The organism is Streptomyces capitiformicae, assembly GCF_002214185.1.
Taxonomy (GTDB): domain Bacteria; phylum Actinomycetota; class Actinomycetes; order Streptomycetales; family Streptomycetaceae; genus Streptomyces; species Streptomyces capitiformicae.
Map to the genome: position 1 here is coordinate 5,679,791 of NZ_CP022161.1, position 20,840 is coordinate 5,700,630.

The 20,840-nt window shown below is 70.5% G+C and carries 17 protein-coding genes and 2 pseudogenes; 14 read left to right on the forward strand and 5 right to left on the reverse strand.

Features of this window, described 5'->3' with window-relative positions; genetic code table 11:
• Positions 1-9: 9 nt before the first annotated feature.
• Positions 10-1,425: a class I adenylate-forming enzyme family protein gene (locus CES90_RS25350; protein ID WP_189786489.1), complete on the forward strand. Its 1,416-nt coding sequence runs from the start codon at positions 10-12 to the stop codon at positions 1,423-1,425.
• Positions 1,422-2,363, forward strand: a complete 942-nt coding sequence (locus CES90_RS25355; RefSeq protein WP_189786490.1) for an ACP S-malonyltransferase — start codon at positions 1,422-1,424, stop codon at positions 2,361-2,363. Before CES90_RS25350 ends, CES90_RS25355 begins: the two co-directional genes overlap by 4 nt.
• An 80-nt stretch (positions 2,364-2,443) precedes the next feature.
• Here the strand turns inward: CES90_RS25355 and CES90_RS25360 are convergent, their stop codons facing one another.
• Complete coding sequence (locus CES90_RS25360; protein WP_189786491.1) at positions 2,444-4,123, reverse strand: flavin monoamine oxidase family protein; 1,680 nt, start codon at positions 4,121-4,123, stop codon at positions 2,444-2,446.
• A gap of 317 nt (positions 4,124-4,440) precedes the next feature.
• On the opposite strand from CES90_RS25360, the gene CES90_RS25365 reads away from it, so the two are divergent.
• The 5 genes from CES90_RS25365 (at position 4,441) to CES90_RS25385 (ending at position 7,723) form a co-directional block, all read left to right on the forward strand.
• Entirely contained in the window at positions 4,441-5,088 is a 648-nt protein-coding gene (locus tag CES90_RS25365; protein WP_189786492.1) for a nucleotidyltransferase family protein, read from the forward strand.
• On the forward strand, positions 5,072-5,389 hold the full coding sequence (locus tag CES90_RS25370) for a hypothetical protein (protein WP_308437909.1): 318 nt from the start codon (positions 5,072-5,074) through the stop codon (positions 5,387-5,389). Before CES90_RS25365 ends, CES90_RS25370 begins: the two co-directional genes overlap by 17 nt.
• Positions 5,386-6,123, forward strand: coding sequence for a metallophosphoesterase family protein (locus tag CES90_RS25375; RefSeq protein WP_189786493.1), 738 nt, complete (start codon positions 5,386-5,388; stop codon positions 6,121-6,123). The genes CES90_RS25370 and CES90_RS25375 overlap by 4 nt, the downstream gene beginning before the upstream one ends.
• 378 nt (positions 6,124-6,501) lie before the next feature.
• Positions 6,502-6,930 (forward strand): hypothetical protein, encoded by a 429-nt coding sequence (locus tag CES90_RS25380; protein WP_189786494.1) that lies wholly within the window; start codon positions 6,502-6,504, stop codon positions 6,928-6,930.
• Positions 6,931-7,036: 106 nt separating this feature from the next.
• The gene (locus CES90_RS25385; RefSeq protein WP_189786558.1) at positions 7,037-7,723 is read left to right on the forward strand and encodes a DUF6766 family protein; all 687 of its coding nucleotides are present in this window, start codon (positions 7,037-7,039) and stop codon (positions 7,721-7,723) included.
• A 37-nt stretch (positions 7,724-7,760) separates the two neighbouring features.
• On the opposite strand, the gene CES90_RS25390 is transcribed toward CES90_RS25385, so the two are convergent.
• Positions 7,761-9,647: an ABC transporter ATP-binding protein gene (locus CES90_RS25390; protein WP_189786559.1), complete on the reverse strand. Its 1,887-nt coding sequence runs from the start codon at positions 9,645-9,647 to the stop codon at positions 7,761-7,763.
• A 165-nt stretch (positions 9,648-9,812) separates the two neighbouring features.
• Here CES90_RS25390 and CES90_RS25395 point away from each other — a divergent pair, with 165 nt between their 5' ends.
• From CES90_RS25395 to CES90_RS25405, 3 genes are all read left to right on the forward strand, one after another.
• Positions 9,813-10,775 (forward strand): lysylphosphatidylglycerol synthase transmembrane domain-containing protein, encoded by a 963-nt coding sequence (locus tag CES90_RS25395; RefSeq protein WP_189786495.1) that lies wholly within the window; start codon positions 9,813-9,815, stop codon positions 10,773-10,775.
• 323 nt (positions 10,776-11,098) lie between these two features.
• Positions 11,099-12,184, forward strand: coding sequence for a mechanosensitive ion channel family protein (locus tag CES90_RS25400; protein ID WP_189786496.1), 1,086 nt, complete (start codon positions 11,099-11,101; stop codon positions 12,182-12,184).
• A 437-nt stretch (positions 12,185-12,621) separates the two neighbouring features.
• Positions 12,622-14,841 (forward strand): NADP-dependent isocitrate dehydrogenase, encoded by a 2,220-nt coding sequence (locus CES90_RS25405; RefSeq protein ID WP_189786497.1) that lies wholly within the window; start codon positions 12,622-12,624, stop codon positions 14,839-14,841.
• A 76-nt stretch (positions 14,842-14,917) separates the two neighbouring features.
• Here CES90_RS25405 and CES90_RS25410 read toward each other — a convergent pair whose 3' ends face one another.
• Positions 14,918-15,886 carry an alpha/beta hydrolase gene (locus CES90_RS25410; RefSeq protein WP_189786498.1) on the reverse strand — a complete coding sequence of 323 codons (969 nt, stop codon included), beginning with the start codon at positions 15,884-15,886 and terminating at the stop codon, positions 14,918-14,920.
• Positions 15,887-16,125: 239 nt separating this feature from the next.
• On the opposite strand from CES90_RS25410, the gene CES90_RS25415 reads away from it, so the two are divergent.
• Positions 16,126-16,584 (forward strand): MarR family winged helix-turn-helix transcriptional regulator, encoded by a 459-nt coding sequence (locus CES90_RS25415; protein ID WP_189786560.1) that lies wholly within the window; start codon positions 16,126-16,128, stop codon positions 16,582-16,584.
• Between the two features lie 34 nt (positions 16,585-16,618).
• Here CES90_RS25415 and CES90_RS25420 read toward each other — a convergent pair whose 3' ends face one another.
• A complete protein-coding gene (locus CES90_RS25420; RefSeq protein WP_189786499.1) occupies positions 16,619-17,602 on the reverse strand; it encodes an aldo/keto reductase in 984 nt (327 codons plus the stop codon).
• A gap of 92 nt (positions 17,603-17,694) precedes the next feature.
• Between CES90_RS25420 and CES90_RS25425 the strand changes: the two are divergent.
• Both CES90_RS25425 and CES90_RS25430 read left to right on the forward strand, forming a co-directional pair.
• Positions 17,695-17,877, forward strand: a pseudogene (locus tag CES90_RS25425) (glycoside hydrolase); the annotation flags it as partial.
• Positions 17,878-18,213 (forward strand): annotated as a pseudogene (locus CES90_RS25430) (ATP-binding cassette domain-containing protein); the annotation flags it as partial.
• Between the two features lie 357 nt (positions 18,214-18,570).
• Here the strand turns inward: CES90_RS25430 and CES90_RS25435 are convergent.
• Complete coding sequence (locus CES90_RS25435) at positions 18,571-19,725, reverse strand: MFS transporter (RefSeq protein WP_208921883.1); 1,155 nt, start codon at positions 19,723-19,725, stop codon at positions 18,571-18,573.
• A 377-nt stretch (positions 19,726-20,102) separates the two neighbouring features.
• Here CES90_RS25435 and narI point away from each other — a divergent pair, with 377 nt between their 5' ends.
• Positions 20,103-20,834, forward strand: a complete 732-nt coding sequence (narI, locus tag CES90_RS25440; protein WP_189786501.1) for a respiratory nitrate reductase subunit gamma — start codon at positions 20,103-20,105, stop codon at positions 20,832-20,834.
• Positions 20,835-20,840 lie beyond the last annotated feature (6 nt).

Consider the following 20,840-nt stretch of genomic DNA (forward strand, 5'->3'; position numbering starts at 1 on the left):
GTGAGGCCGATGACCGCGAAACTCTACGCGGTGGACTCCATACAGACGTTCGACGAGTTCGAGCAGAAGGCACTGGCCCTCGCCGACGCACTGCGCGAGAACGGGGTCGGCACCGGCACCCGCGTCCTGCTCAAGGCCCAGAACTCCGTGGGTTATGTGGGGATGCTCCTCGCGCTCATGCATCTCGGGGCGTCCATCGTGCTGGTGGACGGGCAGGAACGGGCCGACGAGACCGAGGACATCTGCGCCCGCGCGGACGTCGCGCTCTGTCTGGTGGACGACAACGCCCCGCTGGCCGCGACCGCGCCCCGGCGCTACATCTACGAGCTGCTGGTGGAGGCCTCGGAGCGCAGGCCCACCGAGGGGGCGCTGTCCTTCGACACCTGGTGCGCCCTGCCGGACGGCCTCATCATGTGGTCCTCGGGCTCGACCGGAAAGCCGAAGGGGATCGTCAAGACCGGTGCGTCGTTCCTGCGGAACCTGGAGCGCAACGCCCGGCAGGTGGGCCACCGCCCCGACGACGTACTGCTGCCGATGCTGCCGTTCTCGCACCAGTACGGCCTGTCCATGGTGCTCATCGCCTGGCTCGTGCGCTGTTCGCTGGTGATCGCCCCGTACACGCGGCTGGACCACACCCTCCACATGGCCGAGCGCTGCGGTGCCACGGTCCTGGACGCGACACCGGCGACGTACCGCAGCATCCTCAACATCATCGCCCGCCGCCCGGCCGCCCAGGCCGAGCTGGCCGGGGTGCGGATGTTCTGCAGCGGTGCGGCCCCGCTCGGCAACCACCTGGTCGCCGACTACGTCAAGACCTTCGGTCTGCCCCTGCTGGACAGTTACGGCAGCACCGAGCTGGGGAACATCGCCTTCGCCACCGAGGACAACCCGGTCGCCTGCGGCAAGGCCATGGAGGGCCTCCAGCTGCGGATCGTCGACGACTCGGGGGCGGACCTTCCGCCGAACGAGATCGGCGAGATCCTGGTGTTGACGCCCGACATGATGCAGGGCTTCCTCGGCGACGACGGCACCGTCCAGGAGGCCGACCGCGGCTGGTACGCCACCGGTGACTTCGGCCGTCTCGACGCGGCCGGCAACCTCTTCGTGGTCGGCCGCAAGTTCGCCGTCCACCGCATGGGTTACACGCTGTACCCGGAGATCATCGAGCACAAGCTGGCGGCCGGCGGCTGCAACGCCAAGGTGGTCGCCCTGCCCGACGAGCGGCGCGGCTGTGAGCTGGTCTGCTTCGTGGAGGACGAGCAGCGGCGCGACCGGGCGTACTGGCGGGAGATGGTCAACGAGCTGTTGCCGGCGTTCGAGCGGCCCAACCACATCGAGGTGGTCGAGCGGTTCCCGCTGAACCGCAACGGCAAGCCCGACAAACGGCAGTTGGGCGAACTGGCGGCGGCGAAAGCATGGGCATGACCACCGAGACGACCGAGCGGCAGCCGGGGACGGCGATGGTCTTCCCCGGCATGGGTCCGGTGAAGTTCGCCGACGTCGGCGAGTTCCTGACCTTCAACTCGCACGCCCGCAAACGCCTGAAGGTCGCCGACGAGGTCCTCGGCTATTCGCTGATGGACCGCTACCGCCGGTCGGCGGACGACTACGACGAGGCCGCCCAAGTGGCCTTCCTGACCGTCTCGTCGGCGCTGGCCGACTGGGCGGAGGAGTCGCTGGAGGTGCGTCCCGTGATCTGCGCGGGTCCCAGCTTCGGGCAGCGGGCCATGGCCGCGTACTCGGGCGCGCTCTCCTTCGCCGACACGGTCCGGCTCACCGTCCGGCTCGCCCGCTGCGAGGCAGAGTACTTCGCCACCGAGTACGAGGACGTGGTCACCCTGACCTTCCTGCGGACCCCGCGGGAGCGGCTCGACGAGATCCTCGCCGAACTGACCGAGCGGGGCGAGTACTTCGACTTCTCGGGCTATCTGGACCGCGACTTCTACATGCTCTCGCTGCGGGAGCCGATGCTCGACTGGATGCGCGGCCGGATCAGCGCCGCCGGCGGCTACTCCCTCTACACCATGCGCCCACCGGTGCACGCCGCCGCCTTCGGGAAACTGCGCCGACGGGTCGAGGAAGAGGTCTTCGGCGAGTTCGACTTCGCCGCACCCCGGCTGCCGGTCGTGGCCGACCAGGACGGCTCACTGGTGACGACGGCGGCGGGCCTACGCACCATGCTGCTCGACACCTTCGACCGGCCGGTCCACTGGGAGCGGGTGACGAGGACGCTCCGGGAACAGGGCGTTCGGCGGATCTGCATGGCCGGTCCGGAGAACATCTTCGCCCGGCTCGACTGCACCACGGCCGACTTCGAACTGCTCTCGGCCACTCCGGAACGGACGCTGCGGCAGCAGGCCTGAGGGCCGGGAACAAGAAGCGGTCCGTGTGCCGGATGCACACGGACCGCTTCTTCGTGCCCTTCCTGGTGTCTGCCAGACGGTCAGAGCTCGTCCAGCTCCAGCGGCGCGAGCTCGGCGAAGACATCCCCCGGCCCGGGGTTGGCCGGATGGCTGCCGCCGCCGAGATGCCGTACGACACCCCACACCGCGTTGAGTGCCGTGGTGACCGCGCCCTCCGCGAAACCGCCGGTCCAGGAGACGTCGTCGCCGGCCAGGAAGAAGCCCCGCTGGTGTTCGGGCAGGGCGCTCTGCATGAAGTGGGTGAACAGGCGGCGCTGGTAGCGGTAGTGGCCGGGCAGGTTGGCCTTGAAGGCCCCGGTGAACCAGGGTTCGTTCTCCCAGCTGACGGCCACCGGCGGCGCGATGATGTGCGACCGGATGTCCACGCCCGGGTAGATCTCGCCGAGCGAGCGCAGGACGGCCTCCAGCCGCTCCTCGGCGGACATCGCGGCGACCCGCTGGGAGTCGTCGTTCCAGGTGTAGGACAGGCACATCACGCCGGGGCGGCCGGGCCCACGGTCGAAGAGGTACACCGAGCGCGGCAGCCGGTCGGTGAGCGTCATGCCCATCACGTCCCGCCCGGTCGTGGCGTCGACGTCCCGCCAGAACGGCCGGTCGGTGAGCGCGAAGAGCTTGGAGGAGCCCATGTAGTGGGTGCGCTCGATCGCCGACCGGACCGGGCCGGGCAGCAGCGCGTCGTCGCAGGCGACCCGGCTGTTCAGCAGCCGGTGCTGCCCGGTGAAGACCACCGCCCGGTAGCCGCGTGTCCGGCCGTCGGCGTCGGTGACCTCGATACGTTCTCCCGCGCGACGCAGCGCGGTGACGGCGGGCCGGGGCCGGTCCTCGTGCAGTGCGGCGAGCGACGTACCGGCCGGCCAGTGCGCGAGGCGCTCGGGAGCGTACCGCCACAGGCCCAGCGGCACCTGCTCGCAGCCGCCCTCGATGGTCCGCTGGTCGACGTCGGCCTCGGTGTAGACGACACGGAGGATCTCCAGCATCGAGTTGGGGAAGTCGGTGTCCCAGCCGCCGGTGCCGAAACCGACCTGCCCGAACAGTTCACGGAGCCGGAAGGAGGCGAAGGCGGGCGTGGAGCTGAGGTAGCCGTAGAAGGACTGGTCGTCCAGCAGCGGCACCAGACGGTTCCACATCGCCTTGATGGTGGCCGTGTCGCGGGTGCGGATCGCCTCCTGCATGACCCATACGTCGGCCTGCTCGCGCAACGTCTTGTCCCAGGCGTCGGCGACCTCCCGGTAGACGGGCGGCAGATCGGCCTCGGTCCGGGCCCAGTGGCTGACGCCGCCGATGTCCACCACCGTCATGGGGGTGCAGGGGCTCAGCGGGTTGGGGAACGGCGTCGTACGCAGGCCGAGCGTGCGGACGTAGTGGAACAGGGCGGCGGCCGAGGGCGGGAACCGCATCGCCCCCAGCTCGGCCACCTCGTCCGGGAACCCCTCGAAGCCGACCGAGCGCATACGGCCGCCCAGTCGTCCCGCCTCGTGGAGGACCGGGCGCAGTCCCATGCGCATCAGCTCGTACGCGGCGACCAGCCCGGCCATCCCGCCGCCGACGATCGCGACCTCGGTGCCCAGCGCGTCGGCCGGTACGCCGCCCAGCCCCGCGGGGTGGCGCAGCCAGTCGTCGTAGGCGAAGGGGAAGTCGGGGCAGAGCATGGTGAGCCGAGGGCTCGACGGACCGTCCCCATGAAGAGCGGTGAGAAGCATCTGCTTAGCCCAGCACGACACTCAGACCCCGGACCAGCGAGCCCAGAGGACTCTAGGGAATTGCCGGTCACGCGCGGTTCCCCGCGTCCCCACCCGCCCGCACCCGCCAACACACCGACTGGACCGAGCTCTCCCGCGGGGGGTCGAAGGGGCGCGGCCCCTGGCGGATGGGACGTGGATGGGACGGGTAGGGGCGGCGGGGGCGAGATGCATCCCCGCCTCGCCAACCGCGGGCGCCGCACTATCGTGGAAGGCATGGAGATCCCGTTCGTGCTCCAGCGGTGCGTCACACCCCGCGCGGCTGTCGGCGGCGCCGGATGAAGACGCGGGGCGGCGGTGCCAGGGCGGCGGGCGGCCTCGCCGCCCTGAACGACGACGGGCTCCCCCCGGACCGCACCCAGGCGATCCTCGAAGCGGCCAAGGAGGTCGCTTCGCTGCTCAAAGGGGGTGGGCACCCCTTCGCTCTGGCGGGCGGCGTCGCCGTATACGCCCACGGCGGCCCCGGAACGCTCCAGCACGACGTCGACTTCTGTGTGCTGCCCGAGGACATCGAGGCCGTGACCGCCACGCTGGAGACGGCCGGCCTGGAGGTGGTCGAACCTCCCGAGGACTGGCTGCTGAAGACCCGGAGCCACGGCCAGGAGGTCGACCTGATCTTCCGGCCGGCCCGGACTCCGGTGACCCGCGAGCTGCTGGACCGCGCGGAGGTGCTGTCGGTCGAGTCCATGTGGATGCCCGTGCTGGCGGTCACCGACCTGCTCGTGGGCCGTCTGCTGGCCTTCTCCGAGCACTACTGCGACTTCGGTGCCGTACTGCCGATCGCCCGCACCCTGCGGGAGAAGATCGACTGGGCCCGGGTCCGGCACGAGTGCGGTGCCGAGCCCATGCCCGCCGCCTTCCTGTATCTGCTGGAGCGCCTCAACGTGATCGAGCCGGAGGAGACCGGCCATGGCGACAGAACCTGACAACGGACCGGCCGTCGGCGCGGACGCCGGTCCGGGCACCGGCACCGCCCACTCGGCGCCGAACACCGAGTACCGCATCGCCCACCTGGGCGAACGGCTCGCCGGTGGTGATCTGGCCGAGCTCGGTATGCGGATCGAGTCCCGGGGCGACACCGTGCACATCACCGGCACCGCGTCCACGGCGGGCGACCGCGAGGCGATCCTGCGCATCGCGGCGGAGGAGCTGCCGGGCATAGCCGTCCGGGCCGACATCGCTCTGGCCGACGTGACCGCGCCCGACCGTCCCGAGGAGCTGTCGTGATCCGGGTCGCGGCCGTCGGCGACATCCATCTGGGGCAGGACAGCCGCGGTCTGCTCCGACCGGCGTTCGAGACGCTGCCCGACCACGCCGACCTCCTGCTGCTGGCCGGAGACCTCACCCGCCACGGCACCCCGGAGGAGGCGCGGGTGGTCGCCGACGAGGTGGCGGGCCTGCCGGTGCCGGTGATCGCCGTCCTCGGCAACCACGACCACCACTCGGAGCGGCCCGAGGACGTCACGGACGTGCTCCGGGCGGCCGGCGTGACCGTGCTGGAAGGGGAGGGAACCGTCGTCGACGTCGACGGGGTCCGGGTCGGGGTCGCCGGGACGAAGGGGTTCGGCGGCGGCTTCGCCGGGCGCAGCGGCAGCGAGTTCGGCGAGCCCGAGATGAAGGCCTTCGTCCGCCACACCCGGGGTCTCGCGGACGGTCTGCGCCGTGCCCTGGACTCGCTCGCGGCGGACGGCTGCGCGGTCAGGATCGCGCTCACCCACTTCTCGCCGGTGTCGGACACGCTGGTCGGTGAGCCCCTGGAGATCTATCCCTTCCTGGGCAGTTATCTGCTGGCGGAGGCGATGGACGAGTCGGGCGCCGACCTCGCCGTCCACGGCCACGCCCACCTCGGCACCGAGCACGGCATCACGAGCGGCGGTGTACGGGTCCGCAATGTCGCCCAGCCGGTCATCCGGCGCGCCTTCGCGGTCTACGGCCTGCCGGGGAACGGATTCCACGATTAGGGGGCCGGCGTAGTGGGGGGCCGACGCGGCGGAGACCCGGCGCGATAGGGACCGGCGTGGTGGGAGGCGGACAGCCCGCAGACTGGCAGTGCGAGTGCCGGCGGCTCAGGAGCTGATGGCTCGGCGGCCCACGGCCCGAGACAAACGGCCCGGCGGGCGGCGGTCTGACGAGCGGCACGCGGCACCGACACCCGGCAGGCGGCAGGCGGCAGGCGGCACCCGAGACACGGCACACAGCACGCGGCACGCGGCAGCCCCGAGCCGCGTTGCCCCGACCGGGGGACGAGGGGCCGCACTCGTCGCGCGGCAGCCATGGCGCACCGCGCGGCGCGCTACCGTCCGTCGACACATCCGGCGACAGCCGAACGGAGGCTCTGGATGCCCTGGCGACGGCGATGGCGAGCGGCGCTCACGACGGGAGCCGCCCTCGTACTGGCGACCGGTTGCGGGACGGTCGAGGAGCGGCGCACGGCGGCCATGGACGCCGCCCTCGACTTCGAACGGGCCCTCGCCGCCCGCGACGGGGCCGCCGTGTGCGCGGTGCTGGCACCGAGCGTCCGCGAGGAGGTCGAGCGGTCCGCCCGTACGGCCTGTGAGGAGGGCGTCCTGACGGAGGAGCTCCCCTCCGCCGCACGGGCTCCCGACGACGCCGTCGAGGGCGTCGATGTCAGCGGGCGGCAGGCCCGTGTCGTGTTCCCCGCGGACACCCTGTTCCTGTCCCAGTTCTCCGGCGGCTGGAAGGTCATCGCCGCCGGGTGCACTCCGCGCCCACAGCGGCCCTACGAGTGCCTGCTGAAGGGAGGATGAGGAGGAGGATGAGGCCGGTGCGCACCATGTTCGTCCTGTGCCTGCTGGTGATCGCGGGCGGTCTCGCCTACTGCATCACGCTGGGAGTGCTGCATCGATGAGCCCGATGAGCCGGTCCGTACGGAAGTTCCTGTGGGAGAACGGCCTGGGCCTCGCCTTCCTGACGCTGTTCGTCCTCGCCGTGATCGGCCAGGCGTTCGCCGGTCACGCCGACTTCAACAACCAGCTCGCCGCGGACGACCTCCAACAGGTCACCCTCGGCGAGTACATGACGTCGTCGGACTTCGCCGTCGACGTCATGGAGAACTGGCAGTCCGAGTACCTGCAGTTCTTCCTCTACGTCTTCCTCACGGTGTGGCTGGTGCAGCGTGGTTCACCGGAGTCGAAGAACCCGGACAAGGTCGGTGTCGAGTCCGACGAGGAGCAGCGCGTGGGGCGGCACGCGGACTCGGCTTCTCCTCGCTGGGCGGCGGCCGGCGGTCTCCGCCTCAAGCTGTACGCCAGTTCGCTGGGCTACGTCATGGGAGCCGTGTTCGTGCTGTCCTGGCTCGCCCAGTCGATCACGGGTGTCGCCGCCTACAACGAGGAACAGTTGAGGCAGCTCCAGGCGCCCATGAGCTGGCCCGAGTACATCCTGTCAGCCGACTTCTGGAGCCGTACGCTGCAGAACTGGCAGTCGGAGTTCCTCGCCATCGCCTCCATGGCCATCCTCTCGATCTATCTGCGTCAGCGCGGTTCCCCGGAGTCCAAGCCCGTCGGGGCCGCCCACACGTCGACGGGCGTCGCGGGCTGAACTCCGGGGAACCACCCTGTTCCTCCACCCCCCTTTCCTACGCCGCGGCGATCGGCATGTCCGCCGCCTCCGCCTTCTCGAACTGCGTCCGGTACAGCTCCGCGTACCGTCCCCCGGCCGCCAGCAGCTCGTCGTGCGTGCCGCGCTCCACGATCCGGCCGGCCTCGACGACGAGGATCTGGTCGGCGGCCCGTACGGTCGACAGACGGTGGGCGATGACCACGGCGGTCCTGCCCTCCAGCGCCTCCGCGAGGGCCTCCTGGACGGCGGCCTCCGAGGTGTTGTCGAGGTGGGCGGTGGCCTCGTCGAGGATGACGACGCGCTGGCGGGCCAGGAGCAGCCGGGCGATGGTCATGCGCTGGCGTTCGCCGCCGGAGAGCCGGTAGCCGCGTTCGCCGACCACGGTGTCGAGACCGTCGGGCAGGGATCGTACGAGACCGTCGAGGCGGGCCCGGCGCAGGACGTCCCACAGGTCGTCGTCCGTGGCGTCGGGGCGGGCGAGCAGCAGGTTGGCGCGGACGGTGTCGTGGAAGAGGTGCCCGTCCTGGGTGACCATGCCGAGGGTGCCGCGCAGTGACACGGCGCTGAGGTCGCGTACGTCGATCTCGCCGACGCGAACGGTGCCCGCGTCCGTGTCGTACAGCCGGGGCAGCAGCTGGGCGACGGTCGACTTGCCGGCGCCGGAGGAGCCGACGAGGGCGACGGTCTGGCCGGGCTCGGCGCGGAAGGAGACGCCGTGCAGGACCTCGGTGCCGCCGCGGGTGTCGAGGGCGGCCACCTCCTCCAGGGAGGCGAGGGAGACCTTGTCGGCGGAGGGGTAGCCGAAGTGGACGTCGTCGAACTCCACGGCCACCGGCCCGTCGGGTACCTCGCGGGCGTCCGGTTTCTCCTCGATGAGCGGCTTCAGGTCGAGCACCTCGAAGACCCGCTCGAAGCTGACCAGGGCGCTCATGATCTCGACCCGGGCCCCGGCCAGCGCGGTCAGCGGCGCGTACAGGCGGGTCAGCAGCAGTGCCAGGGAGACGATCGCGCCGGCCTCCAGGGTGCCGCGCAGCGCGAACCAGCCGCCGAGGCCGTACACCAGGGCGAGCGCGAGGGCCGAGACCAGGGTGAGCGCGGTGATGAACGCCGACTGCGCCATCGCCGTACGCACCCCGATGTCCCGCACCCGGCGGGCGCGCATCGCGAACTCCGCGGACTCGTCGTCGGGCCGTCCGAAGAGCTTGACCAGGGTGGCGCCGGGCGCGGAGAAGCGCTCGGTCATGCGGGTGCCCATGGCCGCGTTGAGGTCGGCGGCCTCCCGTTGCAGCCGGGCCATGCGGCGGCCCATCCGGCGGGCGGGGATCACGAACACCGGCAGCAGGACGAGCGAGAGCAGGGTGATCTGCCAGGAGAGGGTGAGCATCACGGCGAGCGTGAGCAGCAGCGTGACCAGGTTGCTCACCACTCCGGACAGGGTGTTGCTGAAGGCCCGTTGGGCGCCGATCACGTCGTTGTTGAGACGACTGACGAGCGCCCCCGTACGAGTACGTGTGAAGAACGCGACCGGCATGCGCTGCACATGATCGAAGACGGCGGTCCGCAGATCGAGGATGAGTCCCTCACCGAGCGTCGCCGACAGCCGTCGGCCGAGCAGCCCGAGCGCCGCCTCGGCGACCGCGATGAGCGCGATGAGCACGGCAAGGCGGACGACGAGTGCCTCGTCCCCGCCCGACACGATCACGTCTACGACGCGCCCCGCGAGCACGGGCGTCGCGACGGCGAGCAGCGCGGCCAGCACACCGATCACGACGAACCACGCGATACGGCGACGATGTGGACGGGCGAAGGCGGCGACGCGCCGTAGCGTCGTCCGGGCGAAGGGGCGGCGTCGCTGCTGGGCGTTCATCATGCCCTGCAGCTGCATCCAGGCGGTGGTCTCCATACTCATGACCAGAACGCTAAAACCTCAAGCATTCTTGAGGTCAAGAGGTGTCGTGGAGTACGTGCGGACGGAGTACGTGCGGACGCGGTGAAGTCCGCCGCCGGTCACCCCCTGTCCCCGTGCGCGCAACCTTCCGTTGGGGCGTTGCGGAGAACGTCTGCGGGTGTGACAGCGATACGACTCCCCCAGGGGCTGGCCAGGCGTATCCCGGTCCGCCAGATCCTGTGCCTGCTTCCCCTCGCCCTGGTCCTGGTCGTCGCCGTGCGCCACCGCTCCGTCCTCGTCGAGGGCTTCGCCCATCTGGCCACCGCCCAGTGGCCCTGGCTCGTGGCGGCGGTCTGCGCGACCTGTCTGACCTGGGTCGCGGCGGCCGTGACCCGGCAGGGCTCGCTCGTCGAGCGGCTGCCGGCCCTGCGGCTGCTGGCCACCCAGTTCGCGGCGGGCGCGGCGAACCATCTGCTGCCGACCGGGCTGGGCGCGAGTGCGGTGAACCTGCGGTTCATGACGGTGTGCGGGGTGTCGCTGGCCCGCTCGTCGGCGGCGCTCGCCCTGTACCTGCTCGCGGAGTCGATCGCCCGTGTGGGCCTGCTGCTGGCCCTGCTGGTCGCGTTCCCCGGCGCGCTGCGTCTCGGCGCCCTCCTCCCAGACAGGGCGGTCGCCCCCCTGCTGATCACCGTCGCGGCCGTGCTCTGCGTGGCGGTGGCCGTACTCCTGCTCGTACGACGGCTGCGTACAGCCGTGTTCGGTTTCGTGCACACCGCGTTGAGCGAGGCCCGCTCGGTGCACACGCGTCCGACGCGCGTGCTGGCGCTGTGGGGCGGCTCGCTGGCCTTCCCGGCGCTCCAGGCGGCCGGACTCGTCATGGTGGGGCTGGCGTTGGGCCTGCACGTCCCCGTGGCGCACATGGTGGTGGCGTATCTCGCGGCCACGGTCGCCGTCGCCCTGGTCCCGACCCCCGGCGGCCTCGGCTCGGTGGACGCCGCGCTCGTGGTCGCCCTGGTGGCGGCCGGCGGCCCGGTGGCCGTGGCGACCGCGGTGGTGCTGGCGTACCGGATCATCACCCTCTGGCTGCCGCTGCTGCCGGGGGCGTTGACGCTGGGCGCGCTGGTCCGGCTGAAGGTGATCTGACCGCGGGCGTCCCGAGAAACCGTGGCGAACCCGTCGGTGGCGATGCACGTATCCGGACATTCGACCGCGCCCGACGGCCCGTCAATGGCCGATCCACGCAGGTCCGGTGCCGATCAGTCAGCCGGATGGGGCAGGATGAGCCGTCGCACCCGGCGTCGTACACACGTCGCACGTACGTCGTACGCCCGTCCGGGAAAGCGTGATCGTGCATTCCGGATTCGAGCAGGTGGCAAGGTGACGACGCATCACATACGGCCCGCGGGACCTGACATACGGCACACTCGGCCCGTCGGTCGCTCCCGGCGTCCCTCGGGAGGCAGCCGATGACCCGGGCCCTCACCCTCGACGACTACCTCGTGGCCGGAATCATCCTGGTCGCGGGTCTGGTGGCCGCGTTCCTGCTGCGCATGCTGCTGCGCTGGCTCGGCGGCCACGCGACGAAGACGCGCTGGGGCGGTGACGACGTCATCGTCGACACCTTGCGCGCGCTCGTGCCGTGGGGCGCGTTCCTCGGTGGCGCGGCCGCCTCTGCGGCGGTGCTGCCGCTGACGAAGACGGTGCAGCACCATGTGAACCAGGCCCTGACGGTGCTGCTGATCCTCGTCGCCACGATCACGGCGGCCAGAGTGATCGCCGGCCTGGTGCGTACGGTCACCCAGTCCCGGGCCGGGGTCGCGGGCTCGGTCACGATCTTCGTGAACATCACCAGGGTCGCGGTCCTCGCCATCGGCTGTCTGGTGATCCTCCAGACCCTGGGCATCCCGATCGCCCCGCTGGTCACGGCCCTGGGCGTCGGCGGTCTCGCGGTGGCCCTGGCGCTCCAGGACACCCTCGCCAATCTCTTCGCGGGCATCCACATCCTCGCCTCGAAGACGGTCCAGCCGGGTGACTACATCCGGTTGAGCAGCGGGGAGGAGGGCTATGTCGTCGACATCAACTGGCGCCAGACGACGATCAAGTCGCTCTCCAACAACCTGGTGATCATCCCCAACGGCCAGCTCGCCGGCACGAACATGACCAACTTCAACCAGCCCGAGCAGGACATGACCCTGCTCGTGCAGGTGGGCGTCGGCTACGACAGCGACCTGGAGCATGTCGAGCGGGTGACCAACGAGGTCATCACGGAGGTCATGAAGGAGGTCGAGGGCGCCGTCCCCGACCACGAGCCCGCCGTCCGCTTCCACACCTTCGGCGACTCCCGCATCGGCATGACCGTGATCCTCGGCGTCGGCGAGTTCAGCGACCAGTACCGGATCAAGCACGAGTTCATCAAACGCCTTCACAAGCGCTATCGCGCCGAGGGCATCAGCATCCCGGCGCCCCGGCGGACGGTTACGCTCCAGCCGGGTGGGGGTAGCGGCGTGGAGATCCCGCACCAGCGGGAGACTGTCGTCGAGGTGGCCCCCTAGGGGTTTCGCCCCCGCCGCCCCTACTCATCCCATCCCAGGGGAGCTGCGCCCCTTCAACCCCCCAGGGAGAGCTCGGGAGGGGCGGTTTGTACGGCGGGGGCGGGTGATTCGTGGCTTGTCGCGCAGTTCCCTGCGCCCCTTATAAGCCAGGGGGCGCCATAAGCCGGGGGGCGCCCCCAGTTCTTTGAGTGGCGCGGGGAACTGCGCGAGCAAGCCTCCACAACCCGCACCCGCCCGACGACCCCGTCCCCCCGAGCTCTCCCGCGAGCGGGGTCGAAGGGGCGGCGCCCCTGGGATGGGACGGGTAGGGGCGGCGGGGGCGAGATACATCCCCGAACGCATCCGAAGCCGCCATCCCCCCGACCCCTGTCGAGCCCGCCTCGATCACGAGATATCTTGATGTCGAGCAATGTTGCAGACGTGGAGCGGAGCACCCGGTGACTGACTCGACCATCATCTACACGCACACTGACGAGGCGCCCGCCCTGGCGACCCATTCGTTCCTGCCGGTGATCAAGGCGTACGCCGCCCCGGCCGGTGTCTCCGTCGAGACCCGTGACATCTCCCTGGCCGGCCGCATCATCGCCGTCTTCCCGGAGTACCTGACCGAGGACCAGCGCATCCCGGACGCCCTCTCCGAGCTGGGCGAGCTGGCCAAGACGCCCGCGGCGAACATCATCAAGCTGCCGAACATCTCGGCGTCCATCCCCCAGCTCAAGGCCGCCGTCGCCGAGCTCCAGGGCCAGGGCTACGCGCTGCCGGACTACCCGGACGACCCGAAGACCGACGAGGAGCGCGAGATCCGCGCCCGCTACGACAAGATCAAGGGTTCCGCCGTGAACCCGGTCCTGCGTGAGGGCAACTCCGACCGCCGCGCCCCCGCGTCGGTGAAGAACTACGCCAAGACCCACCCGCACCGCATGGGCGCCTGGTCCGCCGACTCGAAGACGAACGTCGCGACCATGGGTGAGAACGACTTCCGCTCCACCGAGAAGTCCGTCGTGATCTCCGAGGCCGGCTCCCTGAAGATCGAGCTGGCCGGCGACGACGGCTCCACCACCGTGCTGCGCGAGTCCGTACCGGTTCTCGAGGGCGAGGTCGTCGACGCCTCGGTGATGCGCGTCGCCGCGCTGCGCGAGTTCCTGACCGCGCAGGTCGCCAAGGCCAAGGCGGAGGGCGTGCTGTTCTCCGTGCACCTGAAGGCCACGATGATGAAGGTCTCCGACCCGATCGTCTTCGGTCACGTGGTGCGCGCCTTCTTCCCGAAGACGTTCGCGCAGTACGGCGAGCAGCTGGCCGCGGCCGGTCTGTCCCCGAACGACGGTCTGGGCGGCATCTTCAAGGGCCTGGAGGCCCTGCCGGAGGGCGCCGAGATCAAGGCCTCCTTCGACGCCGAGCTCGCCGACGGCCCGGCCCTGGCGATGGTCGACTCCGACAAGGGCATCACCAACCTGCACGTGCCGTCCGACGTCATCGTCGACGCCTCGATGCCGGCGATGATCCGCACCTCCGGCCACATGTGGGGCCCGGACGGCCAGGAGGCCGACACCCTCGCGGTGCTCCCGGACTCCTCGTACTCCGGCGTCTACCAGGCCGTGATCGACGACTGCCGCGCCAACGGCGCCTACGACCCGTCGACCATGGGCTCCGTCCCGAACGTCGGTCTGATGGCGCAGAAGGCCGAGGAGTACGGCTCCCACGACAAGACCTTCGAGATCCCGACCACCGGCACGGTCCGCCTCGTCGACCAGGCCGGCAACGTCGTGCTGGAGCAGACGGTCTCCGCGGGTGACATCTTCCGCGCCTGCCAGACCAAGGACGCCCCGATCAGGGACTGGGTGAAGCTGGCCGTCACGCGCGCCCGCGCCACCGGCGACCCGGCGGTGTTCTGGCTGGACGAGACCCGCGCCCACGACGCGCAGCTGATCGCGAAGATCAACGCGTACCTGCCGGAGCACGACACCGAGGGCCTGGACATCCGCATCCTCGCCCCGGTCGAGGCCACCAAGCTGTCGGTGGAGCGCATCCGCCGCGGTGAGAACACGATCTCCGTCACCGGCAACGTGCTGCGTGACTACCTCACCGACCTGTTCCCGATCCTGGAGCTGGGCACCAGCGCCAAGATGCTGTCGGTCGTCCCGCTGATGGCGGGCGGCGGCCTGTTCGAGACGGGCGCCGGCGGCTCCGCCCCGAAGCACGTCCAGCAGCTGGTCAAGGAGGACTACCTGCGCTGGGACTCCCTCGGTGAGTTCTTCGCCCTGGTGCCGTCCCTGGAGCAGTACGCCCAGGTCACCGGCAACACCCGCGCCAAGGTCCTCGCCGACACCCTCGACCGCGCCACGGCGACCTTCCTCAACGAGGACAAGTCCCCCTCCCGTCGTGTCGGCGGCATCGACAACCGCGGCAGCCACTACTACCTGTCCCTGTACTGGGCCCAGGAGCTGGCCGCGCAGACCGACGACGCCGACCTGGCCAAGACCTTCGCGCCGCTCGCCGAGACGCTCACCGCGAACGAGCAGAAGATCGTCGACGAGCTGATCGCCGTCCAGGGCAAGCCGGCCGACATCGGCGGCTACTACCAGCCCGACCCCGCCAAGGCCGCCGCGGTCATGCGCCCGTCGGCCACCTGGAACGAGGCGCTGGCGAACTTCGCCTGACCCACGCCCGCGTTTGAAAGCCGCCCCGGCCGGGATCACTCCCGGCCGGGGCGGCCCGCTTTCCCCACGAGGTTCGTCAGACGGTCCCGAAGGCCGTGCGCAGGGTGCCGATCGCCTGCCCGATGGCGGCCTCGGCGGCATTGGTCTCCCGCAGGGCGTTGAGCATGACGAAGTCGTGGATGATGCCCTGGTAGCGCACGGCGGTGACCGGGACGCCCGCCTCACGGAGCTTGTTGGCGTACGCCTCGCCCTCGTCCCGCAGGACGTCGGCCTCGGCGGTGATGACGAGCGCCGGGGGCAGCCCCTTGAGCTGCTCGGGAGTGGCGCGCAGCGGTGAGGCGGTGATCTCGGCGCGCTCCTTCTCGCTGGTCGTGTACTGGTCCCAGAACCACCGCATGGCGTCGCGCCGCAGGAAGTACCCCTCGGCGAACCGGTCGTACGAACCGGTGTCGAAGGCGGCGTCGGTGACCGGGTAGAAGAGCACCTGCTGGACCAGCGGAACATCGCCGCGCTCCTTGGCCATCAGGGTCAGCGCGGCGCTCATGTTGCCGCCGACGGAGTCCCCGGCCACGGCCATCCGGGTCGCGTCCAGGTAGTGGCCGGCGCCCTCGGTGACGACCCAGCGGGCCACCGCGTAGTTCTGCTCGACGGCGACCGGGTAGCGGGCCTCGGGCGACAGGTCGTACTCGGGGAAGACGACCGCGGCCCGCGCGCCCACGGCCAGCTCGCGCACCAGCCGGTCGTGGGTGTGGGCGTTGCCGAAGACCCAGCCGGCACCGTGGATGTAGAGGATCACCGGAAGCACGCCCTTGGCTCCCTCGGGCCGGACGACACGGGCCCGGACCTCGCCGGTGGGTCCGCCCGGCACGATCACCCACTCCTCGTCGACGGCCGGCATGGCGATCGCGCCCGACTGCACCTCGTCGACGACCTTGCGACCCTCGACCGGCCCCAGGTCGAACAGGTACGGCGGGTTCGCGGTCGCCTCCGCGAAGGCAGCGGCGGCGGGCTCCAGAACGGGACGGGGGGCGACGGTCTCGGACATGGCGATCTCCTCGTGGATCGGGTACCGCGGGGCAGGCCCGGCCGACGAGGTTCGCCGGGGCGGCGGCACACGACAACAGTAGCTCGCCATTTAGTCGTGCACAACTAATTCATGCTCGACTCTCTATCGAACTACTATTTGGTGCACGATACAATCGAGGAGACTTGAAGGTAGGGTGGGAGATCGTCATGGAGAGCACGGGACCGAGGAGCGACACCGTGAGCACAGCCGGCGACTTCATGAGCACTGCCGGAGCGGAACCGGCGCAGGGATACACCCTGCTCCTGGACGACCAGCTCTGCTTCGCGCTGTACGCCGCCTCACGCGCGGTCACGGCCCGCTACCGGCCGCTGCTGGAAGAGCTGGGGCTGACCTATCCGCAGTACCTGGTCATGCTCGTGCTCTGGGAGCAGGACTCGATCTCCGTACGCGACCTCGGGGCCGCGCTGCAGCTCGAGTCCAGCACCCTCTCCCCGCTCCTGAAGCGCCTGGAGGCCGGCGGCCTGCTCCGCCGCGAACGCCGTACGGACGACGAACGCTCCGTCGCCATCCGCCTCACCGCAACCGGGGCACAGCTCCGGGAGCGGGCCCGTACGGTGCCCATGGACATAGGCGACGCCATGGGCCTGACCCCCGAGCAACTCACCACGACCAAACAGCTGTTGCGGACGCTCACCGCCAACGTCAACCAGGGGTGACCAGGCGCGGGCCCACCCGCACAGCCGTGCGCCGTCAGTGCGCGGCGTCCAGCCTGCGCCGCTGCTCCTCCGTCAGCTCCAGGTCCACCGCACCCAGGTTCTCCTCCAGTTGCGCCACCGACGACACCCCGGCGAGCGGGACGATCGGGAACCGGCCGCCCAACTGCCAGGCGAGCACCACCTGGTTGACGGTGGCCCCCGTCTCCCGCGCGACATTCCCCAGCACCTTCAGCCGGGCGGGGGTGCCCGGGTGGTCGTAGTCCGGCCGCAGCCTGTCGGAGCGTACGTACCCGCCGGTGAGCAGTGGCGAGTAGGCGACGAGGGTGAGTTCGGGCTCGGCCTCCAGATAGCTCAGCAGTTCGGCGGTGGTCGCGCCGAGGGTGCCGTCCGCCCAGAGGTCGCCCGGGACGTCGGTCCGCGGGCGGAGGTAGCTGTGGTGGTACTGGAGCACCTCGTACCCGGGCAGTCCCGCCGCCGCGGCGAGGGCGCGGGCCCGCTCGACCCGCCAGACGGCGTGGTTGCTCACGCCGAGCAGGCCGACGGTGCCCTCCGCAACGAGTTCCGCGAACCCCTCGACGGTCTCCCGCAGCGGAACCGTCCGGTCCTCGATGTGCGCGTAGAGCAGGTCCAGCCGCTCCACCCCGAGCCGTTCCCGGCTCCGCTCCGCCGACTCCCGGATCACCTTCGCCGACAGGCCCTCGGCGTTGTCGACATAGCTGGTGCCGGGCGCGAGCGGTCGGGCGCCCAGCTTGGTCGCGATGACGATCTCATCACCGACACCCCGGCTGCGCCGCCACCGCCCGAGCAACTCCTCGCTCTGCCCACCCTGCCCGCCGTCGACCCAGAAGGCGTAGTTGTCGGACGTGTCGATGAAGTTCCCGCCGGCCTCCACATACCGGTCGAGCACGGCGAAGGCGGTCTTCTCGTCCGTCCGCGAGCCGAACAGCATCGCGCCGAGCGCCAGGACGCTCACCTCGCGGCGGGTAGCCGGATCACTGCCGATCGTGCGGTACTTCATGCCGTTGCCTCCGCTTCCGCCCGCCCGTCGGGCTCGAAAGGGAGTCTTCAACTTGGAGCGCACGCGAAGTCAACCGCCCTGGCGCAGAGAACGACTGGACCCGCCCCGTCGTGGTGTTCCTGGCCGCCGAGCAACCGGGGATCTGGGCGACCGACGGCGGATGGGCGCCGGAGGTCCACGCTTGGCACGGCAAGTACCACCTGTTCACGACCCTCCACAACGAGGACAGGCCGCTTCCCGTGCCCGCGGCCGGCCGATGGGGCACGCCCTTCGAAGCCAAAGAGCTGTGGGGCGGCGCCGAACTGTCCGGAGGGCAGTGGCAGCGGCTCGTGTGTGGCCGCGCGCTCTACAGGCAGACACCGCTACTGATCTTGGATGAGCCGACCTCCCAGATGGACGCCCGCGGTGAGCACGCCATCTTCCTGGAGATCAAGCGCATCGCCGCCGAGCGCATGACGATCGTCGTCACCCACCAGCTAGAGAACACCCGGCTCGCCGACCGCATCCTTGTCATGGACAAAGGCCGAGTCATCGAACAGGGCAGGTACAAGGACCTGGTGAACGCCGGGCGCTTGTTCGCAGAGCTCGTCGCCCTGGCCAAGGATCGGTGACGCCCATACCCATGCGCACCACCACAACCCTGGCACGATCCGGCCCGCAGTCTGCTGACGGTCGCCATGGCTCTCGTGCCCGGCGTCCTATGCTGGAGGCCGCTACAGATCCGCCTTCGTCGCCCTCGTGGACCCGGCGGACAATTGCGAAGCCGCAGGTCAGCGCGTTGCTCGATGAGGCAGGGGAACGCCCCTCTTCGGTTCTGGGAACGTGTGGGGAGTCCGCGCAGGTCAGCCCAAGTTGCGCTGGGTCACCCATGGGTCGACGGACTTGGGCTCGGTGAGCTGCCGCCCAATACGGTGCGCATCGTTGCGCGCGCCGTGTCGCGATGAGGCCGTGGTGGCCGACTGCACCGGTCACGATGCTTGCCCGGCCTGTCGTCGCACAGCAGTCGTGGTGAATGCTGAGGCAGCGCCTGCGGTGACCGCCAGCAACACATATCCCCATGTGTAGTCGTCCGTTGCGCCGTACACGGCACCCATGACCAGGGGCGGGAAGAAGCCGCCCAGTCCTCCGGCGGCCCCGACGACACCGGTGACCGAGCCGACCCGATCGGGGGGCACGAGGCGGGCAACAAGTGCGAACACAGCGCCCGATCCCGCGCCCAGGGCGGCCGCCATCCCGAGGAAGGCGAGCGTTCCGAGCGGGATCAGCGGCAGCTCGAAGGCGGCGAGGAGAGCGAGAGCCGCAACGGCCGCGTACGCGACGACGAGCACGGGCACGGGGTGCCGCCGGTCGGAGAGCCATCCGCCGACCGGGCGCATGGCGACGGCGAGGACGACGAAGCCGGCGGTGCGCAGGGCGGCGTCGGATCGTCCGAGGTCGTGGGCGGTGGTGAGGTAGGTGGGCAGGTAGACGCTGAAGGCGACGAATCCGCCGAAGGCCACGGCGTACAGGAAGGCCAGGTGCACGGTGGCGGGCATCCGCAGGGTCGCCGTGGTGCGCGTGAGGAGTGAGCCGGGCGTTACCACGCGGTCGGGCTTGTCGCGCAGCAGGAGACGTGCCACCACGGCGTAGACGATCAGGAGGCCGGCGACGAGGTCGAAGGGGAACGCGTACCGGACGGCGTCGGCCAGTTGCACGGTGGTGAAGGACGACAGGGCGGTGCCGCCGGTGCCGATGCCGAAGATTCCCAGCGCCAGTCCGCGCCGCTCCGGCGGGTACCAGGCGTTGACGAAGGGCACGCCGATGGCGAAGGTCGTGCCGCCCAGGCCGAGGAAGAAGCCGCCCGCCAGCACTTCGGGCAGGGAGTCGGCCAGGTGGCCGAGGTAGAGAACCGGCAGGACGGTGAGGGCGGCGACGAGGGGGAACATTCGGCGTGCCCCGACGCGGTCGGTGAGGGCTCCTACGGGGATCCGGCCGAGTGAGCCGACGATCACGGGTACCGCGACAGTGAGGGACTGCTGGAACGAGGTGAGGTCCAGGTCCTCGCGGAGGGTCGGGCCGAGCGGTGCCAGCAGCGCCCATGCCCAGAAGCAGAGCATGAATCCGGCGGTGGCCAGCGCGAGCATCCGCTGCGGCTGAGCGGCTGCCGCCGTCCCGCCGGTCCGTGGCGTCGAGGTGCGGCTCAAGGGACGCCTCCTCCATGTTCCAGGGGCGGGTTTCCCCCGCCGTTCGGTTACTCGTCGATCCCTCTCACGATGCTGGTGCCTACTCATCCGCCCGTCCGCTCGACGCGCCCGCCGCTTCGTGGATGCTGCCCGGCGTGCGATGCGGCGCGAGGGCCACGGAGGTCGACCAGCGGGCCGTTCGGCCCCTGGCCGCACGGCCTCGGTACGGCTGGACTGGACCGGTGGGAGGGGCGGCGGAGACTTGCCCGCGTTCCACTCATCCATAAATGCGTCGGCTTGGAGCCCGTCGGCCCGGCACCGTCGGGAGGTGCCCGACGATGAGCGCTCTCGATGTCTTCCTGTGGGGCGTCCTGCCGTACGTAACCGTCGTGGTCCTCGTCGGCGGCACCGTGTGGCGGTACCGGTACGACCAGTTTGGCTGGACCACCCGCTCCTCCGAGCTGTACGAGTCCCGGCTGCTGCGCATCGGCAGCCCGCTGTTCCACTTCGGCATCCTCGTCGTGGTCATCGGGCATGTGATCGGGCTGGTGATCCCGCAGAGCTGGACCTCGGCCGCCGGCCTGTCCGAGACGGCGTACCACATCCAGGCGCTGGTCCTCGGCGGCGTCGTCGGCTTCGCCACGCTCGTCGGCGTCGCGATCCTCATCTACCGTCGGCGCACCACCGGACCGGTGTTCATGGCGACCACACGCAACGACAAGACCATGTACGTCGTCCTCGTCGCCGCCATCGTCGTCGGACTGGCCACCACGATGCTGGGGACGGGCGTCGTCGGCGAGGAGCACCACTACCGCGAGACCGTCTCCCCCTGGTTCCGCTCCCTCTTCACGCTTCGGCCGGACATCGACGCCGTTGCCGCCGCACCGCTCTCCTTCCACCTGCACACCCTCATCGGCATGCTGCTCTTCGCCATCTGGCCGTTCACCCGGCTCGTCCACGCCTTCACCACACCGGTCGGCTACCTCTTCCGGCCGTACATCGTCTACCGGTCCCGCTCGGCCAGGGTCCCGGCGCGGGGGCGACGCCGAGGCTGGGAAGGACCGGGATGAACAGCG